The following is a 20975-nucleotide window of genomic DNA, read 5'->3' on the forward strand; positions in this document are numbered from 1 at the left end:
GGGCGCTGCGACCGGGAACGGGGGGGTAAACGGCGACTCGAAGCACTAGGCGGAAAGGAAAACGGGGGACCGAGACAATGCGCACCGAGAGGCCACCTGCAAACCGAAGCGCCGTGGAGCAGACGGACCTCGAAGAACACTGGGTAATACATGTGGCGAACTCGTTACGCGTTGGTGACAGCGTCAGCGTGCGCACACCCGTGGCACCCGCAGCGCGATACCCTACGGATAGCGGAACGCGGCTGCTAGGCCCGTCCCGCACAACGATTACCCGCGCCGCCCCGTGCGGCGCTACGCATAAGGAGCTGCTTATGGCGTTCCCGAAACATCCCATCATCGACGTGACCCCTGTTGACGCGGCGCGCGGCGCCGCCGCTGCGGCCCAAGCCGCTGCGGAGCCCTTCACGCCGCCCTCGTTCGGCAAGCGCGTCGGGAAGGTGGATAACCAGCCGCTGCACACCACGTTCGTCGACGGTCGCGGCAACCCCGTTCGCAATCAAGGCGATGCTGCCGCTGCCGCATCGCGCCTGACGGGCGCAGCCCAAACCGTGGCCGGCGCCGCCGTCATGGCGGTGGGTGTGCCCATGCTCATATTGCCCGGGCCCGGCGTGCTCGCCATCGGCGCCGGGGCCGCCATTGCCGCCGGCGGCATCAAGAAGATTCGCAACGGGAAATAGCGCAAGGGGCGGCGGTTTTCGACGCTCCTTAGCCTTTCCCTCCCATCAGCCCCCTACGAACCCCATAGCCCGCATATCGCCTTGTGCGATGCGCGGGCTGTTCTCTCTCTTAGCCCCAAGTCCTTCTCGATATCATCCGTCCGCGCACCGTTTTACGGCAGAGCGAACTTTTCGCGTCGCGATTCCCGCCCTACGAGCTGCACGCACTCCCGTTCGGCAGCATCGCAACGCAACAGCTACATCGCCTTGAGCGATGCGCAGGCCATTCGCTTCCTTTGCCCGCATGCCGCGCCAACCTCCGCTCAACGGCTTCGCAACGTGAAGGCAACGCTCGGGCTTTCCCCATTGCAACCCGCTGCCGCAGGCGTACTATTCCTTTCTAGCAGGGGCAAAACGCCCCGAAAGAGCAAACGCAGGCGCAAACCCGCGCATCAGCATTGAACGGAGGTACGTATGTGCACGGCGATTCGATTCACCGATCCTAACGGGAACCTATATTTCGGCCGCAATCTGGACTGGGCGTACGGCTACGGCGAGACCATCACGTTCACGCCGCGCAACCACCCCGCGAACACGGGGCATCGCGCAGTGCTGGGCATGGCCATCGCATCGGAAGGGTTTCCGTTGTATTTCGACTGCGCCAACGAGAACGGCCTAGCCATCGCAGGTCTGAACTTCCCCGGCTACGCCTACTTCCCCGACGATGCGCGCCCGGGAACCACAGCCGTGGCCCCGTACGAGTTCCCCTTGTGGGTAACCTCGAACTTCGACAACGTTGACGACGTCGAGGCAGCGCTGGCTAACATCACGCTGGTGAACAAGGGGTTCGGCGACTTCCCCATCGCCCTGCTGCACTGGATCATCGCCGACGCCAGCGGTTGCATCGTGGTGGAGTCGACCGCCGACGGCCTGCAGGTGATGCGCGACCCCGCCGACGTGCTGGCCAATCAGCCGGGCCTTGCGTGGCATCTGGAGAACCTGCGCAGCTACATGAACGTGACCCCCAGCGCACCCAACTCCGTGACCTGGGGAAACGCGACATTGACGCCCTACGGTGCGGGCGCAGGCATGCGTGGACTGCCCGGCGACGTGTACTCCCCGTCGCGCTTCGTACGCGCGGCATACTTGAACGCGCACCATGCGCCGAAGGACACCGAGCGCGGCAACGTGGCGCGCGTGTTCCGCACGCTCGGCGGCGTGGCTATGGTGGAGGGAAGCGCGCAGATGAACGACGGCGCGAACGAGTTCACCGTGTTCACCAGCGCCTATTCCGCACGCGAGGGCCGCTACTACTTCAACACCTATGAGAACGCCGCCTACACCACCGCCGCATTCGCCGATTTCGACATGGACGGCACCGAAGTCCAGCAGGCGCATTAGACGAAGCGACAAGGCGAACCGAGCAAGGCGCCCATCACCTTACAAGCTGACAGTTAGTGCTACGTCCCTGAAGTGTCCGGCAAATGTCACGTAGCAGGTGCTAATTGGCTGCCGTGTGGACGCGTTGTGCTATCATCCCTTCAGGACGAGTGACGCTTCCAGGCATCTGGGAGCACAATAAGAAAGAAGGAATCATGGCAGAAGAGTGCTCGCACGAGTGCGGCAGCTGCGGAGTTTCGGGATGCGGCGAGCGCACGGCCGCCGGCCCCACCAAGCTTGAGACGAACAAGCGCAGCAACGTCAAGCACGTCATCGGCGTTGTCTCGGGCAAGGGCGGCGTCGGCAAGTCCCTGGTCACCAGCCTGCTTGCCAGCGAAATGAACAAGCGCGGCAACAAGGTTGGCATCCTGGACGCCGACATCACCGGCCCCTCCATCCCGAAGACCTTCGGCATCACCAACCCGCTGACCGCCGACGCCGACGGTATCCTGCCCGGCCAAACCCAAACGGGCATCAAGGTCATGTCCACCAACCTCATGCTTCCGAAGGGCGACCTGCCCGTGGCATGGCGCGGCCCGGTCGTATCCAACGCCATCCGCCAGTTCTGGAGCGAGACGAACTGGGGCGACATCGACTACCTGTTCGTCGACATGCCTCCGGGAACCTCCGACGTGCTGCTCACCGTGTTCCAGTCGCTGCCCGTCGACGGCATCGTCACCGTGTCGGCACCGCAGGAGCTGGTTGCCATGATCGTGGGCAAGGCGGTCAACCTTGCGCATGACATGGACGTCGAGGTGCTGGGCCTGGTGGAGAACATGGCCTACTTCAAGTGCGACGACTGCGGCAAGGAACATCACATCTTCGGCGAGCCGCAGGGCGCCGAGGTCGCCGAGCGCTATAACATCCCCGCCTACACTACCCTGCCCATCGACCCGAAGTTCGCGCGCCTGTGCGACGAAGGCAAGGTCGAGGACTACGACGTGGAAGGCAAGCTGGACGTCATCATCGACAAGATCGTCGAAGCTGCCGAAAAGCAGGATGAGGAAGCAGCCGAATAACGGCAACTCCACTCCGCAACAAGCCTTTTGATTGCGAAAGCCCGCGAACCCCAAAGGTTCGCGGGCTTTCGTTGTAACCGACGGCTTTTGGTCAACCGTCGGCGCAAAGCAGCAACCGACTCGGCAAACCACCCTGATCGCAAGCGGCAGGCAGGCCAACGGGCGCGCTCTGGGGCCTAGGGCCTAAATCGCGACGGAAGACCACGGACCTCCGTTGCAGATGGACGCCATCCAACGCCTCATCAACCGGTGCAGAACGGTGACCGATCCAGCAAAACCCCTGGTTGCAAGCCGTTAAGCGATTAACCGACTAGCGGCTACGTCGGTACGCGGCTATCGCCGCGACAAGGGCGGCAACGGCGGCGACCGCCAGCGGGATGATGGGAGCATTATCCCCGGTTTCCGGAGAGAAACCGCCCGGCTTGCGCGAATCGTCCAAATCGCCCTGATCCTTCGAATCATCGTGATCCTTGGGGCCGAGCTCAGGATTGCGCCGATCGCCCGGATCTCCGGAGCCGGAATCGACGTCGAGCACCTCGGTTACCGCATAACCGACCCGAATATGCTCGTCACTGGGCTCAATAGGCACCTGCTCGCCGGCTCCGTCGGCCAAGCCCCCAGCGCCAGAAGGCGCGGCAGCCGCCTTGCCCTGCGCAACGCCGCCCGCAGGCGGGGCCCCGGCGGCGGTGGGATTGCCGAACCTGGAGCTATCCCAGCCAAGCGCCACCCAACGCCCGCCTACCCAACCGCCGGTCGAATTCCCGACAAAGTCATAAGAGCCCGCATCGTTCAACGAAGAATCGAACAGGTGCGTCTCCTGGGGCTCGAACGCGCCCTTCTCCCCGATGGCGATGCGCGTTGCCGCCACGGCCCCCTGCTCGCCGATGACCAGGTCCGTGTAGGTCGACGCGAAGGAGCTGACCGGGACAAGCGCGCGGCAAGCTATTTGCTTGCCGGCAAGGTCGAACCTCATGACGGCGCCCTCGCGAAGCGCATCGTCTTGGGCCCCATCGGCATCCACGCGACCCGACGCCAGCACGTAAACGGAATCCTCGCGGGCCTCCACGTCGCAGATGACCTGATAGCCGCCCAATTCGCAGGTGCGCACCGGTTCCAAGCTTTCGGTGAAATCCTCAACCGTATCGGAGCCCATCTCGGCCGGCGCAGCGGCCAGGCATTCCTCGACCGCTTCCTCGTCATACAGGCGGATCGTATGGCTCGGCCCGTCGGGGTTGTCGGGGCCGTTGTCGGAAAACACCGCGGCGATCAGCCCGTTGCCCGCATCGTAGACATTCCCCGCCCGCGTCCAAAGCATGCCTTCGTCATACGAAGCCGCGTCGCCAGCGGCTTGCGCGCCCGCATCGGCGCCCGCGAACGCCGATGCCAGCACATAGCCGTCCCCAAGCCCGAACTGATACGCATACGAGCCCACAACGGGCGCGCCCCCCACCGCCATGGCGCGGAACAGCCCGGTGTAGCGGCTTAGAGAAGCCTCACGGATCACCTGACGCGTGCCCAGGTCCACCAGATAGGCGCGAGCCAGGCCGGAAGCTTCGCCGTACTCGAACGACGCCGTCACCAGGCAGCGGTCATCGGGCAGCATGGCACAGCGCAGCACCGTGCTGGTCAGCGGATACGTAGGCAGCACCGCCCCCTCGATCGTCGCCTCGTCCACCTTTGACGGGTCGTCCTCGTCGAAGGTTTCAAGATACAGGTCCTCGCCGACCGCGCGCATGAAGCAGTGCGACCCGTCGCCGCGCGCGAACACCGACGATATGCCGACGTTCTCAACCACCGGATCCGTTTCCAGCTCGTAGAAGCCATGCGCGCCGAAACCGGCCAGGCCAGACGGGGAGAACGGCACGCGGATCTCCTCGGAATACACCTCCTGCCCGTCGACCACGCCCAACAGGAAGCACCCCGCGGGAAACACCGCCTCGCAGGCGCTGATCGGGGACACCTCGCCGGGGTTGAGCTTGTAATCCATGGTAACGGTTTCGCCGATTGCATCGGTAACGGAAAGAACGCGCTTCCCGTCTATTTCAAGGTACGGGAACGCTCCAGTCTCATAGGCCTTGCAAAGCGCCGGGTACGACATGGTGAAGCACACCGGCCCCCAGTTCAGCAGCGTCGTCGGCTTCAACGAAAGGGAGAACTCGAGGGGAACGGGCTTAGCGGCGTCCGACCAGGAGACGATCACCGCGCCGGAGCCCTCGTCGCATTCGCCGACCAAGAACGTCAAGCCCGTGAAGCCGCCGCCGATGCTTTCGCCGAAGTTCGTGGAGGGATACGTCGTCGGCGACACCTCCTGGCCGTCACGGAGCATGCACCCGTAGCCGGTGCCCGTGACCGCGGCGGGCGCATAGCCTATCCCGGAGGTATGGGGTTCGTCCATATCGGGGTCGACCAGCTCGATAAGCTGGTTGCCGGGCATGCCGGTGGTGTTCTTATACAGGTAGTCGTCCCCATCCTGGGAAAGCGCCGCCTGCACGCGGAATAGCCTGAAGCCCGACGGCAAGGGAACATCCTGGCCCCCGCGTTTGTATGCCACCGACTGGTTGCCGGCATAGCGATCGTATTGCAGCAGGTAATACGACGAGAACAGGCCCTTTCCCGGATCCAGCAGATCCTCGGAATCCGATACGGCGATAAATCCGCCGCATTCCTGCAGGTCAGTCCCTGTGAAGGCGGAAAGCACCTGGTCAAGCGAGTGCTCGTCGTAGTGCTCCAGAGCACCGTCGCGCAGCACGTCGACGCCGTCGGCGTTCGCGACCACGCGCACGACCTTGCCTTCGTCGACCCAACCGAGCATCCATTTGAAGAAGGCGTTGGTATCGCCGGTGTTGTTGTCCATCAGGTCGAACGTCAGGCACCCGGAACGCTCGGCCGCATCCGCCGAGGTCCTTCGATAGCTATATAGGTCGGGAAGGCCGAGCACATGTCCCGTTTCATGGATGAGCGTGGAGGCCGCCATGTCCCCGGCGCAGTTCTCGGCCAGCAGGCACGCGTTCCACAGGCGCCTACCGTCCCAGGAACGCTCGCACACCTCGGGCGAGGCCTGCTGCTGCACCGTCCACTCCTGGCTCCACCAGGTACTGCCCCACCCCGAGTCAGGGCCGGCGAAATGGATGTACACGCAGTCGAGGTAACCGTCGTCATTGGCGTCGAATTGCGAAAGGTCAAGGGTCTCATCAAGCGCATCGAGCGCTTCCACGAACAGCGTGTTGATATCGCCCTGATAATAGCTGCGCTCGTGCTTCGCTTGATAATCCACAGCGGTGCCCGATATGTCCAACTTGCCGTAGCTTGCGCGCTCATAGTACGCATGCAGGCTTTCGTAAGGGAAGCCCGACCTGTCGCCGCCGTTGAACAGCGCATCAAGCGCCTCAAGCGTATCGTCGTCGGCGAAGGAGTAATCAGGGAACGAAACGCGCAACGCAAGGACGCGGCCGGCGCCGACCGTGGCCATGCCGCTTCTCCAAACCGACGGGACCGCGGATCGCATCGGGGACGCGCCGGCATCGGAGCCGAGAACGGCCGCCTGCCGGGCAAGTGCCTGTTGCGTCAAGCCGACGGACGGCTGCTCGTGGCCAAGGCGCTCGGCGGTCTGCACGCGCTCGTCAAGCGAGCCGTCAGCACGGTACGCCTCGATCTGCTCCTCGGTCGGGACGCACGGTGAGCTTTGGTCGCCGACCTCTGCGGCATCGACGGCGAACGCGGGCGCAGGAGCGGCGGCGAAAGCCAGCGCCAGGGCGATGGCCGCGACCGCGCCGGAAGCGATGATCTTCGCCTGATGCGCAAGGGCATCGACGGTTGACGGGTGATTGCTCATGCGGCTCCTTTCGCAAGGGAGGGGCCCGTCATCCATCTGCCGGTCCGCGCCTTACGGAGCTTGATAACGAAACGGACACGGAGACGCGTTCACCGTCGAACGCTTGGAGGAAGAGCGCGATCCACCTATCTAAGTCTAAAAAGAGAGCGGTTGCTGCAAACAACCGCTCATCGGCAAAACGATATCAAGGAGGACTATATAGCCCGGCAAATCCGAGGTCAATCCTACAGTCCGTAAAACTCCGTGGTCAAGGGCCTTGCGAACAGGTCCTTCGCCGCCGCTTTCGGGTCGGCGCCTTCCCATACCACGCCGCGCACCACGTCGGTGATGGGAAGCTCGACGTTATAGGCTTCCGACAGCGTTTTCAGCGTTTTGCACGCCAACGCGCCTTCCACCACCATGTGCGTTCGCTCGCGATACCCATCAAGCGTACCGCCCTGCGCCAGCTCCACGCCGAACGAGCGGTTGCGCGAATGCTCGGAGGTGCACGTGGCGATCAGGTCGCCCGCGCCCGCCAAGCCCATGCACGTGATGGCTTGCCCGCCGCACTTCACCGTCAAGCGGCTCATCTCGGCCAGGCCGCGCGTCATGAGCATGGCGGCCGTGTTGTCGCCATAACCCAGACCATACGCCACGCCCACGGCGATGGCGATGACGTTCTTGAATGCGGCGCACAACTCCACGCCCGTGACGTCGTCGCTGGTGTAGGTACGGAACGTCGGCGAGGCGAACAGGTCGCGGAACATCACCGCCGTGTCCTGCCCCGACGACGCGATCACAGTGCCCGCCGGCTTGGCCTTGATGACCTCCTCGGCATGGTTGGGACCCGAAAGCACCGCCAGACGATCCCTGTTGCCCAACTCGGATTCGAACACGCCCACGGGCAAGTAGCCGCTTTCGGCCTCCACGCCCTTCGAGCAGATGACGATAGGGAACTGATCGTCCACCACGTCGGACAGCACGCGCGCCACGCCGCGCAAAAGGTTCGAGGGCGTCACGATGACGGCGGCCTTCGCGCGATGCAGCGCGTCACGGTACGAGGTGGTGGCCACGATATTGTCGGACAGCTTCGCATCCGAAAGGTAGCGCGGGTTGACGTGCTCGTGGTTGATGCCGTGCACCACCGAATCCTTGCGCGCCCACAGGCTCACGTTATGCCCGTTGAGGGCCAGCGTCTGCGCCAGCGCGGTTCCCCATGAACCGGCGCCGATGACTGCAACCTTCATGTCGTCGTCCACTTTCCTTACGCTTCCTTACCCTTTTGCCCGATACGGCGCTCGTTGCCGGCGCGCAGGCGCTCGATGTTGCCGCGGTGCGCCCAAACCACCGTCAGCGCGGCAACCGTGGTGCACACCCATGCTGCCGGCGCGAACGTGGCGTACAGGAAGTAGTACGCGGCGAACAGCGGGCATGCCCCCGCCGCGGCGATGGAACCCACCGACACGTACTTGGTGGCAAGCACCAACACGGCGAAGATGGCCAGCTCAAGGCATGCGCCCTGCCAGCCGAACGTCACGAACAGGCAGCCGACGGCCACGGCGATGCCCTTGCCGCCCTTAAATCCCAGCCAGGGGCTGAAGATGTGGCCCCACACGCAGCCCAAGAAGGCCACCGTCACGAAGTCGTCGTAGCCGATCACATGGCCCGACAGCGACATGCCGCCGCCGAACATGGCCGCAGCTGCGGCCGCGATCAGGCCCGATACGATGCCCTTGCCGAAATCCAGCACGAACACGGCGCTGCCGCCCACTTTGCCCATGGTACGCATGGCGTTGGTGGTGCCGATATTGCCCGAGCCGTGCTCGCGGATGTCGGTGTGGTAAAACACCTTCGAGATGATGACGCCCCAGGGGATGGACCCCAACAGGAAAGAGATGACGAAAACCCCTAATGCTCCCAGCAGTTCCACAACGGATCTCTCTTAATCTTTTTTCTTAAACTTCATACGGATGGGCGTACCCGTCAGGTCGAACGACTTCCGCAGGCGATTCTCCAGGAAGCGCTCGTAGTTGTCGTTGACCAGGTCGGGGCGGTTCACGAAGAACGTGAACTGCGGCGGGCACGTTGCCGTTTGGGTGACGTACTTCATGCGCAGGATGGCCTTGCCCTTCGACACGGTGTGGCCGCCCTCGCGGATCTCGCCCAGCCAGACGTTGAGCTGGTTGGTGGGGATGCTCTTGCAGAAGTTCTCGTAGGCGACGTCGACGGCCTCCCAGATGCGATGGACGGATTTGCCCGTAAGCGCGCAGGTGGCCACAACGGGGGCATAGCCCACGAACGTCATGCGATCGGTGATCTTCTCGCGAACCTCGGCCTTGGCGTCGGGGCCCTCCACCAGGTCCCACTTGTTCAGCACGATGACCATGGCGCACTGACGGTCGGCGGCGAAACCGGCCACGCGCTGGTCCTGGTCGGTCAGGCCGATGGAGCCGTCAATGACCAGGATCGCCACGTCGGCGCGGTCGATAGCGCGCATGGCGCGCACGAAGCCGTAGTACTCCACGTCCTCGTCGATCTTGCTCTTCTGGCGCAGGCCGGCGGTGTCGACGATGGTGTAGCGCTGGCCGTCGTGCTCGATGACGGTGTCGATGGCGTCGCGCGTGGTGCCGGCGACGTTGGACACGATGGAGCGGTCATCCGAGGTCAAACGGTTGGTCAGCGAGGACTTACCGGCGTTGGGGCGGCCGATGATGGCGATGTTGATGCCGCCGTCCTCTTCCTCGTCGTCGGCGGTCTCGACCTTCTTCAGGTCCTCCACCACGGCGTCGAGCAGGTCGCCCGTGCCGTTGCCGTGCAGCGAGGAGACCGACCACGGATCGCCAAGACCAAGCTGGTAGAACTCCCAGACCTGGTCCATGGTGTCGGGGTTGTCCATTTTGTTCACCACCAGATACACCGGCTTGGAGGTCTTGCGCAGCACGCGCGCCACCTCCTCGTCGTCGGCGTTAATGCCGGTGCGGCCGTCGACGATGAAGACGATAACGTCGGCCTCGTTCACGCCGGCGAACGCCTGCGTGCGGATGGAGCTTTGGAACGCGTCGTCGTCGCCCATCTCGATACCGCCCGTGTCGATGAGCTTGAACGGCACGCCGTTCCAGTCGGCGATGTGGTACGAACGGTCGCGGGTGACGCCGCGCATCTCGTGCACGATGGCCTCGTCGGCCTGGGCAATGCGGTTAACGAAGGTGGACTTGCCGACGTTCGGCCGTCCAACAACCGCCACAATGGGCAGAGCCATATCAAATCCTTTTCAGTTGAGGAAAATACTACGTTTGCGGCGCCGCTATGCGCGCGCCAGTTCGACGAGTTCCGGCAAGAACCCAGTCGCGTTACAGGATACCACGCTCACGGGCACGCCCGCCGCCTTCCCCATATCCTCCAACGTTGCGTCATCGAGCGTGACGCCGTCGTCGTTGAAGATGACCTTGGGGACCACATACGTCCAACCCGGATGCTCGGCCGCGTCGGCGCGGATGTCCTCGGCGATGTCGCAGCTGCACAACAGCCCCGTGACGTCGACGTTCCCGCCGAAGAAGCGGTTCTCCACGAACAGCGGCTCAACCACCCCGGCAAGCGGGCCGCGCGAGAACAGGGGGCGGAAGAAATGCGGCGTGGCCATGCCGGCGATGTAACGCACGCGCATGCCCGCCTGCTGCAGCGCTTGCGCGGCCTGCGCGTCAAGCCCGGCCGCTTCCGCCGCTTCCCAATCGTCCACGAACGAGCGGATGATGCCCACGCCGTCCTCGAACATGCCGAAATCGCCGTAGTGCTCGGTGGGCGGGAGGTTCTCCAGCAGCTCGTCGCCGTAGGCGTTGCAGTAGAACTCGTCGGCGGCGAAGGCCCACAGGTGGCCGCGTTCGGCAAGGGCGCGCTGCTGAGCAGGCACGATGGTATCCATGGCGGCACGGGCCGCCACCGGGTCGTTGAAGCTTTTCGTGAAGCACGTCTGGTGCTTGGTGAAGCCCAGCGGCACGATGCAGATGTCCAGGATGCCCGGGCGCGCGTACGCCCAGTCGAGCGTCTCGCGCAGCGCGTCGCCGTCGTTCTCGTCGGGCATGAGCACGATCTGCGCGTGGAACTCGATGCCGGCGGCAAGCAAGCGGTCCATCACCTCGATGCCGTGCTGGGCATGTCGGCCGATGATGCGGCGGCGGACCTCGGGGTTGGACGCGTGCAGGGAAACGCGCAGCGGGCTGATGTGCTGCTCGATGATGCGCGCCTCGTCCTCGGCCGACAAGTTGGTGAACGTGACGAACGTTCCCGACAGGAAGCTGAGGCGGAAGTCGTCGTCGCGCAGGGTCAGCGACGGGCGCATGTCGTCGGGCAGCTGGCGCATGAAGCAGAAGATGCAGGCGTTGCGGCACTGCTTGACGCCGTCGAACACCACGCCGGAGAACTCGAAGCCCCACTCCTCGCCCTCATAGCGCTCAAGCTCCACCTCGCCGGAATCGCCGTCGGTGTCTGTGTAACCGAGGGTGATCACGTCGTCGGCGGTAAGCCAGCGCCAGTCGATCATATCGCGCACGGGCTGACCATCAACGCTGGTGATGATGCAACCCGGCGTGAAGCCCGCGTCATCGGCGGGGCTTTCGGGCAGCACGGATTCGATGACGGCCTTCGGGGGCTCGGGGATGCGGCGCTTGCGGCCGCCCGTGGACTGCGCAGCCTGCTTCGCCACATCCTGAGGAGGATAAATGCCCACGTCAACACCGCCTTTCCGCTTCCGTTCGCCCGTATGCCGTCGATTTTTCGCAGCAAATCATGGTAGCATGCCGCGCCCGTCAAGGCGCACGGCGGGAACGCGGCGCGGAAAATCAGCGCAACTGGGCAAGGGGCGGGGTTGCGTTTACCGCGCGGAAAGCAGCGCAAAGAAGCCGGGGCAAAAAGCGGCTCGGCACTCACCCTGCGAAAGGGATGCGAAGCCCTATGGCGCAAACCCCGGCGACCGCGGCCCTTCCCCCTACGATGCGGAGAACGACCTGAGGGCGTCGCGGACGGTGCGGTACTGGCGCTGGCTGATGGGCACCGCCTCGTCGCAGTCCATGACCAGCCCATCGGCAGAGGCCTGGACCACGTGCTCCATATTCGCCAAGTAGCTTTTGTGGCAGCGCACGAAGCTGCCGGGCAGCTGCTGCTCAAGCTCGGCCAGCGCCGCATACGATTCAAGCACGCGAGTATCCGAAAACCTGACCAGCACTTTTCGCCCGATGCTTTTCACATACACCACGTCGGCGGGGTCCACGATGTGCACGGTCCCGGCGCTGCGCAGCGCAAGCGGGCTTGCCGCGCGATGGCCGAGCAAACCGAACACCTTGTCCAGGGCGTTGCGCGCCTCGCTGGGCGAATACGGCGCCAGCAGCAGATACTGGTGGTCGGTGCCGTAGACCGCCGAGGTGTAGGCGGCGCGCATGGTGCAGTACACGGTCAACGGAAGGATGCCGCGATCTTGCAGCTCGCGCACCAGCGCGATGCCGGCGCGTTCATCGGAGGCACACGCCGGGAAGGCGCCGGGGGCATCCACGGGAGCGAACAGCGCATCGATGCGCGGACCTTGGGAGACGCGCTCGCGCACCTGGGAAAACGCACAGCTCTCCAGCTGAATGGCGCCGGCGCATGGATGCTGCTCGATGAGCACGCGCAGCGCCTCGGGCTCGGGCACGGCATCTTCGACGAGCAATATCCTGCACATGGTGGCAACCTCCACATCGCGTTCGCGCGCCGACGCTTTTGCGGCGTCGAACGGCTTCGTTCATGCTTCAAGGCTAACCCGGTTTTCACGGGATTTGTTGTGCAACAAATCGAGCCGTTTCTTCACCGTCCGTGCACAAAACCGTCCCCGCCCTCACATGCCGAAGCACGTGCAGACGGGGACGGTTCACATGGGGATATACGGGGAAGGCGAGGTCGCGACGGGCGGGCAGGGAACGCAGGCCGTCGGCCCACCCGCGTGATATCGATCACTGCACGCAGGAGCGCGCCGAAACCAGCGGATCCGCAGCCCTCACACGACGCACGCGAAAGGCGCCGAACCGCCGCTCGAAACCGCTTCCCCGCCAACGCGATCGCTACATGCGCTCCAAGCGCTGCACCACCTCGTCGATCTGGTCGTCGGGAGTGCTGGCGCCTGCCGTGACGCCCACGGAGGAGCAACCCGCGAACCATGCGGGATCGAGCTCGGCGGCCGACTCGATATGGTGGGTGCGCGGGCATTCCGCAGCGCAGATCTCGGCCAGATGCGTGGTGTTGGCCGAATTGCGCCCGCCGATGACCACGATGGCGTCCACCTGCCCGGCAAGCTCCGCGGCGGCCTGCTGACGCTGGCGCGTGGCCGTGCACACCGTGTCCTTGACCTGCGCGGCAACGCCCTGGGCGCGGATGCCCTCAAGCACGTCGTCGAGCGCATCGCGGGTTTGCGTGGTCTGCACGACCACGCCCACGTGCTCGGGCAGGTCGACAGGCAGGTCGGCGGCCGTTTCCGCCACGTGCACCTGCGCACCGGCCTCGTGGGCGTAGGCAACCAAGCCCTCCACCTCGGGATGGCCCTCCTCGCCCACCACCACCACGTAGCCGCATTCCTCGGCAAGCGTGGCCGCAGCCTTTTGCGCACGCGCGACATGCGGGCACGTGGCATCGATCACGGGAAGCCCGCGCGCCTCCACCGAGCGGCGCACTGCCGGGGTGACGCCATGGCTGCGGATGATGATGGCGCCGTGCGTTGCCTGCTCAGGTTCCTTGACGGCCAGCACACCGCGCGCCTCAAGGTTCGCCACCACCTGGGGATTATGGATGAGCGGCCCCAACGTGAACGCGCTGCCATCACCCTCGCTTGCCTTCAGGGCCAGGTCAAGGGCTCGTTGCACGCCGTAGCATGCGCCTGCGTTCTTGCTGCGGATGACTTCCATGTCCGATCCTTTCATACAGGTATAGGTTGGGGCTCGCGGTTTGGGGCTTGCGACCGCGGCTCGCGAATAGTTGCCGCAGGACAACAGCTTGCAGATTGCGTGCGGGCTTACGGATGCAGAAAGTGTTTTGCGACTCACGCCCTCCGGCCTTTGCGCCACGCACGATAGCGCAAGGGGCCGCTCTCGCGGCCCCTGCCCCCTCAAACCTGCTACTACTCGGCCTTCGCCTTCTTCGTGGGGCGGGTCAGCTCGATGGCCTCGGCGGGAGTGTGCTCGGGAATGGGATGGGCGGCGAACACCTCCGTGAAGTCGCGGCCGTCGGGGAACAGCGCGACCATATCCACCTGCTCACGCGGCACGCGCTGATGCAGCGCGAACACCTCGCGCATGGCGTACCACGAGCACCCGTCCAAGCGATCTTCCTTCGGCAGGAAGTCGAAATCGCTTACCACCAGGGGCTTTCCGTACTCCACCGAAATCTTCGGGAAGCGGATGCGCTCGCCTTTGCGCTTGACGTTCTCCGCCTCGCGCACGCACATGGGCAGGATGGGCGCCTTACCCATCTTCGCGATGAATGCCGCACCGGAGTGGATTTCGGGCGTTTTGCTGCCCTTGCCACGGCGCGTGCCCTCCGGCAGGATGCCCACCAGCTGATTTCCCTTCAGCATGTGCGCTGCGCGCTTGATGGCGTTGCGGTCGGCCGAATCGCGCTTGATGGGGAACGCGCCCACGCGCGAGAGGATCTGCCCCGCCAAGCCATGGGCGTTGCCGAACAGCGAGTCGCGGCCCATCAGGCGCACGAACTGGCTCGGGCGCGCTGCCACGTACATGAGCACCACGTCCAGAAACGACGTATGGTTGGAAACCACCACCGCACCGCAGCGGTCCTTGAACGCACGAAGATTCTCGCGCCCGTCCACGCGATAGCGGAACAGCACCTTGAACACGAAGCCGATCAGCACATACGCGAAATTCGCGAACCAATGCGGGATCTGCTTCTCGTCGGTGGTGCCTCCGAGCGCGCGGTCCCACATGTCCTCGTATCTCAGAAACAGGCTCATACGTGCACGCCCTTCTCCTGGGCCAGCGCGCAGATACGCTCGATGACCTGCTCGATCGTGCGGCCGGTGGAATCCATCTGCACGGCATCGGGCGCCGGCTTGAGCGGGCTCGTATCGCGCGAGGAATCGATGGCGTCGCGGCGCTCGATGTCGGCGAGCACCTCGGCGTAATCGGTGCTTCCCACGCCGCGGCGCTCGTTTTGCGCCACGCGGCGATGGGCGCGCTCAGCGGCGCTGGCGGTCAGAAACACCTTCAGCTCCGCCTCGGGGAACACCGCCGTGCCGATGTCGCGGCCTTCCACCACGTAGTTGCCCGCGCGGCCGATGCGCTGCTGCTGGGCCACAAGCGCCTGGCGAACGGCGGGCGTGGCGGCCACGGCGCTGACGGAACGGTCGATCTCGGCAGTGCGGATGGCATCGGTCACATCCACGCCGGAAATGGAGACGCGGCGCGGAAACGGGTCGCCCGGCTCATGGGAGAACCCGATCTCGTGCATGTCGGCGATGCGGCCGAGCGCTTCGCCGTCTTCCAGCGAAACGCCGTCTTGCAGCGCCTGCCAGGCGATGGAGCGGTACATGGCGCCCGTATCCAGGCACGAGAAGCCCAAACGGCGCGCGACCGCCTTCGAAACGGTCGATTTGCCGGCACCGCTCGGGCCGTCGATAGCAATGATCATCGTGCAACCCTTTCGATATCGTCCAAGAAGCCGGGATAGCTGACGCACACGGCCTCGAAATCCTTGATGTTCACGGGGACCTTGCCGGTCAGGCCGACGAGCGACCAGGTCATGGCAAGGCGATGGTCGCCGAGCGAGTCGAACTCGAGCCCCTCGGGGACCTGCAGGCCGGGCTGACCCTCGATGTAAAGGTCGTCGCCTTCGCACCATGTGTCCACGCCCAGCTTTGCCAGACCGTCCATTATAGCGGCAAGACGGTCGGTTTCCTTCACACGAAGCTCCCCCACTTGACGGAACACGGTGATTCCATGCGCGTGCGCCGCCACCAGCGCCAGCACGGGGATCTCGTCGATGATGCCGGCGATCTTATCGGCAGGCACCTCGCAACCGCGCAGGTCGGGCGTATAGCAGGCCTCGATGATGCCGTAAGGCTCCTTGCCCGCCGCACCCGTGTGCGCGACGCTGACCTGGGCGCCCATGCGCTCGAGCGTGCGCACGAAGCCGATGCGGGCCGTGTTCAGGCTGACGTCCTCGATCTGGATCGAGCTTTCAGGGCGCAAAACCGCCGCGCAGGCAAGGAACGCCGCCGAAGAGGGGTCGCCCGGCACGAGCACCTCGCTGGCCTGGGGCCGAGCGGGCCCGGTCACGCTGGCCGTGCAGGAGCCGGCCGTGGTTGCCACGCCGTATTCGGGCAGCATGAGCTCGGTGTGGTTGCGGCTCGGCGCCGGCTCGTTGACCGTGGTGGTTCCCGAGGCGTACATGCCGGCAAGCAGCACAGCGGTCTTGAGCTGGGCCGATGCCATGGGGGCATCGTAGGTGAGGGGGCGCAGCCCGCCGCCGTGGACGGTGATGGGCAGCGTCTCGCGGCCTTCGGGAAGGAAGCGCGCGCCCATCTTCATGAGCGGCGCGGTGATGCGGCGCATCGGGCGCTTGCACAACGAGGAATCGCCCGTGAGCGTGACCTGGATATCCCACGGCGCCAGAATGCCCATGAGCAGGCGCACCGTGGTGCCGGAGTTGCCGCAATCCACGGGCTCGGCGGGCTGGCTGGGACCGGCGGCGCCCCAGCCGGTGATGCCGCCGGCAAGGCTTCCGTCGGCCTGCTTCTCCAGGCTGACCTGGGAGCCAAGCGCGTGCACGGCCCCGATGGAGCTGCGCACGTCGGCGGAATCCAGCACGCCGGACACGCGCGAAGTGCCCTCCGCCATAGCGGAGAACAGCACGGCGCGGTGGCTGATGGACTTGTCGCCCGGCACGCGCGTGGAGCCGTGCATGGGGCCTTCCAACGGTTTGATGACGGTGATGCTATCCGACATGGGTGTGCTCCTTAGGCGCTAGCGGGCTGAACGAAACGGAGAAACCGGCGTTGATAAGGTGCGCCGACAGCTTGCCGATGTCGCCTTCGTCGGTGAGCACGAGCGAGAGCACGGCCGAATCCTCGGTGACGTGATCGATCTCGATGGACTGGATGTTGCACCCCACCTTGCTGGTGATGGTGGTGACCTCGGCCACCACGCCGGGACGGTCCTCCATGGGAATGCGAACCTCCAGCAGCCGCTCGGTGCACGGCAGCCATGCGGCCGGCAGCGCGCGGCGGGCATCGGCGGCCTCGGCGAGCAGGCTGGTCAACATTGCGCGATCGCCCGCTTCAAGCGCGTCGGCGAACTGCCCGATGATGCCCTGCATCTCGCGCAAACCACCCAAAAGCGCATCTTTGTTGTCGAAGGCGATGCCGCACCACAGCTCGGGAGAGCCTGCCGCGATGCGCGTGGAGTCCTTGAACCCGCCCGCTGCCAAGCGCATAAGCGAATCCTGGCCCTTGGCGTGACGCACGGCAAGCTGCACAAGGGAGCTGGCGGTGAAATGCGGCACGTGGCTGACCACGGCCACCGCCGCGTCATGCTGTTCGCGCGGCAGGCTGATCACGCGCGCGCCGATGCCGGTGATCAGCTCGTGCAGGCGCGTGAAGTGCTCGGCGGGCGTATCGGCATCGGGGCACAAGATCCAGTACGCGCCCTTGAACAGGTCGGCGCGAGCGCCCACGATACCGTTCTTCTCGGAGCCGGCCATAGGGTGTCCGGGAACGAAGTTCTGCGGATACGGAAGCGTGTGCGCGGCCATTTCGATGATGCGGCTTTTCGTGGATGCGGTATCGGTGATGATGCCGCGATAGCCCCACTCGGCCAGGTCTTTCAAATAGCCTTCCACCACGCTGACGGGCGTGGCCAAAACCACTAGGTCGCAGCCGTCTTCGATGAACGCGCGGAACTCCGCGGCATCGGGGGCGGCGGTAGCGGTGGCCCAGCCTCTGTTGACGGCCTCGACGCGGGTGGCCAGGTCGGTGTCGACGGCCATGACCTGCGCCGACGGGTTCGCCGCGCGCAATGCGGCGGCAAAGCTGGCGCCGATGAGGCCGAAGCCGATGACGGCAACGTTTTCGAAGCCGCCGGTTTTCGCTTGATCGATTGTTTGTGCCATAAGGCGATGCAGACCTTCCGGATCCGATCTAGGATAGGACGTTGCGGGCAAGCCGGCATCGCATCGGCAAGCGCGAAACCGCCACGCAAGTCGAAGAAGGCCCGCGACAAGGCGAAACGCCGAGTTCGCAAACACCAGCTGTTTACCCGGGTGACCATTATAGCCGTTTCCCGGCGGCGCACATCCCGCCGCCTCCGCGCAAGCACGAGGGTCACATGAACGTCTACTTAATAGACGCGTGCAGCGCCGCCACCTCTTCGGGGGCGAGCTCGCGCCATTGTCCGCGGGGCAGGTCGCCCAACTCGATGGGGCCGAAGCTGTCGCGGTGCAGCGCCAAAACGCCGTGCTTGATGGCCGACAGCATGCGCTTGACCTGGCGTTTCCTTCCCTCGCGCAACACCACGCGCACCACGGCGCGCTGCTGGGAGCGCTTGCGCAGGATGGCGGCACGTTGCGGGCTGGGCACGCTGCCGTTGGGCTCGTGGTCGGGCACGGCAGGCGGCACCTCCAGCATGGACAGCGCGCGCTTCGCTTCCGCGCCTTCCACCAGCGCGGCCTTCGCGGGCGCGGTCATGCCGTCGTCAAGCTGGATGCCCTGCTCAAGCTGGCCCAGCTGCTCGGGCGTGGGCTTGCCGTTGACCAGCGCCAAATAGCGCTTCTCCACGTGATGACGCGGGTGCAAAAGGCCGTTGCCCAGCTCGCCGTCGGTGCTGAACAGCAAAAGACCCGTGGTGTCGAAGTCCAAACGCCCGATGGGGAACAGCCCCGGGAAGCGGTCGGTGGGCACGAGCTCGGCCACCGTGGGGCGGCCCTGCGGGTCGGACATGGTGGTCACGTAGCCGGCTGGTTTGTGCAGCATGATGGTGACGGGGCCGCCCTCCAGCCGCACGGGCACACCGTCGACGGCAACCTGGTCAACCAGCGGGTCCACCTTGCTGCCTAGCTCAGTGACTACCTGGCCGTTCACTGTCACGCGCCCGGCCGTCATGAGGTTCTCCGACCCGCGGCGGCTTGCCGCACCGGCGCGCGCCAGGAACTTCTGCAGGCGCATGGGCACAAGGCGCTCCTCGGGCTGCGTTTGATTTGGTTTAAGCTGCCTGGTCATGATTCTCCCATCACAGGTCGGTCGAGGTTTGCCAAGAACCGGTTACTCATCGTCGGTTTCGAATTTCAGGTTGTCGAAGTCGATCTTCTCCACCAGCCCGAAGCTTTGCGCCATGGCATCGGCGAGCATCTGCTGCGCAGCGCTGTTCGCCGGACCATCGCCGGACGGGAACGCGGCCTGCGACCCCGATGCGTCGGGCGTCGGGTCGTCGGCGGAAAACGTCAGCTGCCCATCCGCCGCGACGTGTTCAGGCGCCACCTGCCGGCGCGCACGAGCTTCGCCACCGACACCCGCGCCACCCGAACCCTGCTGCGAGGTCAGTGCGGCGCCGGCGCCTTCGTCCTCGAAATCGAACTGCAGGCCGTCGAGCGGATCGCCCGCTTCCCCATCCGACACCTGCGCCTCGGGCGCCACACGCGCCTCCTGCCCGCCCGCGCTCAGGCGCTCGCGGATGAGCTGGCGCGTGGCATCGTCGGGCGCGAACTCGTCCAGATCGGGAAGATCGCTCACCGAGCGCAACCCGAACTTCTCCAGAAAGCCGCGCGTGGTGGCGTACAGCGTGGGGTTGCCCGGAGCGTCGGCCTGACCCGCTTCTCGGATCAACCCCTTCTCCACCAGGGAGTTTATGGAGCTGTCGGAGTTCACGCCGCGCACGCTGGCAACGCCGGCGCGCGTGCAAGGCTGCAGGTAGGCCACGATGGCGAGCGTTTCCATAGCTGCTTGCGAAAGCTTGCGCGTATCCCACGACAGCACGTACTTCTCCACCAGGTCGTGGTAGGCGGGGTGCGTGTACAGCCGCCAGCCGCCGGCAACCTCGCGCAGCTGGATGCCGCGCTGCTCGCGCTCCAGCTTCTCGCGCAAATCCACCAGCGCCTGCTCGACCAGCTTCGGGTCGACCTCCAGCATGTCGGCCAGCTCGATGACGCCGACCGGTTCGTCGGTGACGAACAGCATAGCCTCTATGGCGCCGCTCAGCTGCGTCTGATCAAGTCCTTCGAACATCTATTCCTCCCCAACCGACGTCAGCGCGTCGTCGCCGTCCAGCAAAAGCTCGCCCGAGCCCTCGATGTACTCGATGTCGATGTCGCCGAACAGCTGGCTTTGCTCCACGCGCACCATGGAGCGCTTGTACAGCTCGAGCACCGCCAGAAACGTGACCACCACCAGCGGTGTGGGGGCATCTTCGGCGATCAGTTGCGAGAAGCGCAGCTGTTTAAGATTGCGAATGCGCTGATGGATGGCGCGCACGTGCACCTCCACCGGGATGGGTTTCGCGGCGATGTGCTCGCTTTCCAGCAGAAACACCTCACGGCGCGCCAGCGCGCGGGCAGCAAGCAGCGCAAGAGAGTCAAGCGACACGTCACGCAAGAAGTCGGGCATGAGATTTAGAAAGCACGCTTCAGGCCCGAACGGGCGCGGATGCATACGGCCCTCGGCGACGAACCGCGCATGCAGCGCCGCAGCGGCGTTCTTGTACTGTTTATATTCCAGAAGACGCTCCACCAGCATGTCGCGCGCTTCGGAGGGCGCCAGCTCGGCGATGTCGTCCTCAACCTCGATGCGCTCGCGCGGCAGCAGGCTTTGCGCCTTGATCTCCAGCAGCGTGCTGGCAACCAGCAGGAAATCGCTGGCGACGTCCAGGTCAAGATTCTGCATGCGGCCCACTTCGGCCAGGTACTGGTCAGCGATCTGCGTGATATTGATGGCGCCGATGTCAACCTTCTGGCGGCTGACCAGGTACAACAGCAGATCGAATGGCCCCTCGAAGCTGTCGGTGCGAACGCGATACGACACGATGCCCCGCC

General features: G+C 65.0%; 17 protein-coding genes. 3 read left to right on the forward strand and 14 right to left on the reverse strand.

Translation table 11 applies throughout. From position 1 onward, the window contains the following. The first annotated feature begins 311 nt into the window (after positions 1–311). The 3 genes from SFHG_RS07895 (at position 312) to SFHG_RS07905 (ending at position 3115) form a co-directional block, all read left to right on the forward strand. On the forward strand, positions 312–677 hold the full coding sequence (locus tag SFHG_RS07895; RefSeq protein WP_042435982.1) for a hypothetical protein: 366 nt from the start codon (positions 312–314) through the stop codon (positions 675–677). A 453-nt stretch (positions 678–1130) separates the two neighbouring features. Beyond that, positions 1131–2057, forward strand: coding sequence for a choloylglycine hydrolase (gene bsh, locus SFHG_RS07900; RefSeq protein ID WP_042435985.1), 927 nt, complete (start codon positions 1131–1133; stop codon positions 2055–2057). 194 nt (positions 2058–2251) lie between these two features. Continuing rightward, positions 2252–3115 carry an Mrp/NBP35 family ATP-binding protein gene (locus tag SFHG_RS07905; RefSeq protein ID WP_042435988.1) on the forward strand — a complete coding sequence of 288 codons (864 nt, stop codon included), beginning with the start codon at positions 2252–2254 and terminating at the stop codon, positions 3113–3115. 310 nt (positions 3116–3425) lie between these two features. Here SFHG_RS07905 and SFHG_RS07910 read toward each other — a convergent pair whose 3' ends face one another. The 14 genes from SFHG_RS07910 to SFHG_RS07975 form a co-directional block, all read right to left on the reverse strand. Further along, on the reverse strand, positions 3426–6947 hold the full coding sequence (locus tag SFHG_RS07910; RefSeq protein WP_042435989.1) for a M6 family metalloprotease domain-containing protein: 3522 nt from the start codon (positions 6945–6947) through the stop codon (positions 3426–3428). Between the two features lie 224 nt (positions 6948–7171). Continuing rightward, positions 7172–8185, reverse strand: a complete 1014-nt coding sequence (locus SFHG_RS07915) for an NAD(P)H-dependent glycerol-3-phosphate dehydrogenase (RefSeq protein WP_202898154.1) — start codon at positions 8183–8185, stop codon at positions 7172–7174. 5 nt (positions 8186–8190) lie between these two features. Continuing rightward, entirely contained in the window at positions 8191–8856 is a 666-nt protein-coding gene (gene plsY, locus SFHG_RS07920; RefSeq protein ID WP_042435991.1) for a glycerol-3-phosphate 1-O-acyltransferase PlsY, read from the reverse strand. 12 nt (positions 8857–8868) lie between these two features. After that, positions 8869–10185: a ribosome biogenesis GTPase Der gene (der, locus tag SFHG_RS07925; protein ID WP_042435995.1), complete on the reverse strand. Its 1317-nt coding sequence runs from the start codon at positions 10183–10185 to the stop codon at positions 8869–8871. A gap of 45 nt (positions 10186–10230) precedes the next feature. Continuing rightward, the gene (locus tag SFHG_RS07930; protein WP_081469020.1) at positions 10231–11649 is read right to left on the reverse strand and encodes a DUF512 domain-containing protein; all 1419 of its coding nucleotides are present in this window, start codon (positions 11647–11649) and stop codon (positions 10231–10233) included. A gap of 258 nt (positions 11650–11907) precedes the next feature. Further along, on the reverse strand, positions 11908–12636 hold the full coding sequence (locus SFHG_RS07935) for a LytR/AlgR family response regulator transcription factor (RefSeq protein ID WP_148514816.1): 729 nt from the start codon (positions 12634–12636) through the stop codon (positions 11908–11910). A gap of 376 nt (positions 12637–13012) precedes the next feature. Then, the gene (gene ispH, locus SFHG_RS07940; RefSeq protein WP_042436000.1) at positions 13013–13849 is read right to left on the reverse strand and encodes a 4-hydroxy-3-methylbut-2-enyl diphosphate reductase; all 837 of its coding nucleotides are present in this window, start codon (positions 13847–13849) and stop codon (positions 13013–13015) included. Between the two features lie 212 nt (positions 13850–14061). Then, entirely contained in the window at positions 14062–14910 is an 849-nt protein-coding gene (locus SFHG_RS07945) for a lysophospholipid acyltransferase family protein (protein ID WP_042436002.1), read from the reverse strand. After that, positions 14907–15587 (reverse strand): (d)CMP kinase, encoded by a 681-nt coding sequence (gene cmk, locus SFHG_RS07950; protein ID WP_042436005.1) that lies wholly within the window; start codon positions 15585–15587, stop codon positions 14907–14909. Before cmk ends, SFHG_RS07945 begins: the two co-directional genes overlap by 4 nt. Then, positions 15584–16903: a 3-phosphoshikimate 1-carboxyvinyltransferase gene (aroA, locus tag SFHG_RS07955; protein ID WP_042436008.1), complete on the reverse strand. Its 1320-nt coding sequence runs from the start codon at positions 16901–16903 to the stop codon at positions 15584–15586. The genes cmk and aroA overlap by 4 nt, the downstream gene beginning before the upstream one ends. Continuing rightward, the gene (locus tag SFHG_RS07960; RefSeq protein WP_042436011.1) at positions 16893–18065 is read right to left on the reverse strand and encodes a prephenate dehydrogenase/arogenate dehydrogenase family protein; all 1173 of its coding nucleotides are present in this window, start codon (positions 18063–18065) and stop codon (positions 16893–16895) included. Before SFHG_RS07960 ends, aroA begins: the two co-directional genes overlap by 11 nt. Before the next feature lie 223 nt (positions 18066–18288). Then, a complete protein-coding gene (locus tag SFHG_RS07965) occupies positions 18289–19170 on the reverse strand; it encodes a pseudouridine synthase (protein ID WP_042436013.1) in 882 nt (293 codons plus the stop codon). A gap of 42 nt (positions 19171–19212) precedes the next feature. After that, complete coding sequence (scpB, locus tag SFHG_RS07970; protein ID WP_042436015.1) at positions 19213–20172, reverse strand: SMC-Scp complex subunit ScpB; 960 nt, start codon at positions 20170–20172, stop codon at positions 19213–19215. Then, the gene (locus tag SFHG_RS07975) at positions 20173–20964 is read right to left on the reverse strand and encodes a segregation and condensation protein A (RefSeq protein WP_042436018.1); all 792 of its coding nucleotides are present in this window, start codon (positions 20962–20964) and stop codon (positions 20173–20175) included. It lies immediately after the preceding gene. Between the last annotated feature and the right edge of the window lie 11 nt (positions 20965–20975).

This window comes from Senegalimassilia anaerobia JC110 (assembly GCF_000236865.1).
Lineage (GTDB): Bacteria > Actinomycetota > Coriobacteriia > Coriobacteriales > Eggerthellaceae > Senegalimassilia > Senegalimassilia anaerobia.

Bases quoted from the DNA above. Each gene is read 5' to 3' on its own strand.
- SFHG_RS07895 (WP_042435982.1), top strand. From the start codon at position 312: ATGGCGTTCCCGAAACATCCCATCATCGACGTGACCCCTGTTGACGCG.
- bsh (WP_042435985.1), top strand. From the start codon at position 1,131: ATGTGCACGGCGATTCGATTCACCGATCCTAACGGGAACCTATATTTC.
- SFHG_RS07905 (WP_042435988.1), top strand. From the start codon at position 2,252: ATGGCAGAAGAGTGCTCGCACGAGTGCGGCAGCTGCGGAGTTTCGGGA.
- SFHG_RS07910 (WP_042435989.1), bottom strand. From the start codon at position 6,947: ATGAGCAATCACCCGTCAACCGTCGATGCCCTTGCGCATCAGGCGAAG.
- der (WP_042435995.1), bottom strand. From the start codon at position 10,185: ATGGCTCTGCCCATTGTGGCGGTTGTTGGACGGCCGAACGTCGGCAAG.
- SFHG_RS07935 (WP_148514816.1), bottom strand. From the start codon at position 12,636: ATGTGCAGGATATTGCTCGTCGAAGATGCCGTGCCCGAGCCCGAGGCG.
- ispH (WP_042436000.1), bottom strand. From the start codon at position 13,849: ATGGAAGTCATCCGCAGCAAGAACGCAGGCGCATGCTACGGCGTGCAA.
- SFHG_RS07945 (WP_042436002.1), bottom strand. From the start codon at position 14,910: ATGAGCCTGTTTCTGAGATACGAGGACATGTGGGACCGCGCGCTCGGA.
- cmk (WP_042436005.1), bottom strand. From the start codon at position 15,587: ATGATCATTGCTATCGACGGCCCGAGCGGTGCCGGCAAATCGACCGTT.
- aroA (WP_042436008.1), bottom strand. From the start codon at position 16,903: ATGTCGGATAGCATCACCGTCATCAAACCGTTGGAAGGCCCCATGCAC.
- SFHG_RS07960 (WP_042436011.1), bottom strand. From the start codon at position 18,065: ATGGCACAAACAATCGATCAAGCGAAAACCGGCGGCTTCGAAAACGTT.
- SFHG_RS07965 (WP_042436013.1), bottom strand. From the start codon at position 19,170: ATGACCAGGCAGCTTAAACCAAATCAAACGCAGCCCGAGGAGCGCCTT.
- scpB (WP_042436015.1), bottom strand. From the start codon at position 20,172: ATGTTCGAAGGACTTGATCAGACGCAGCTGAGCGGCGCCATAGAGGCT.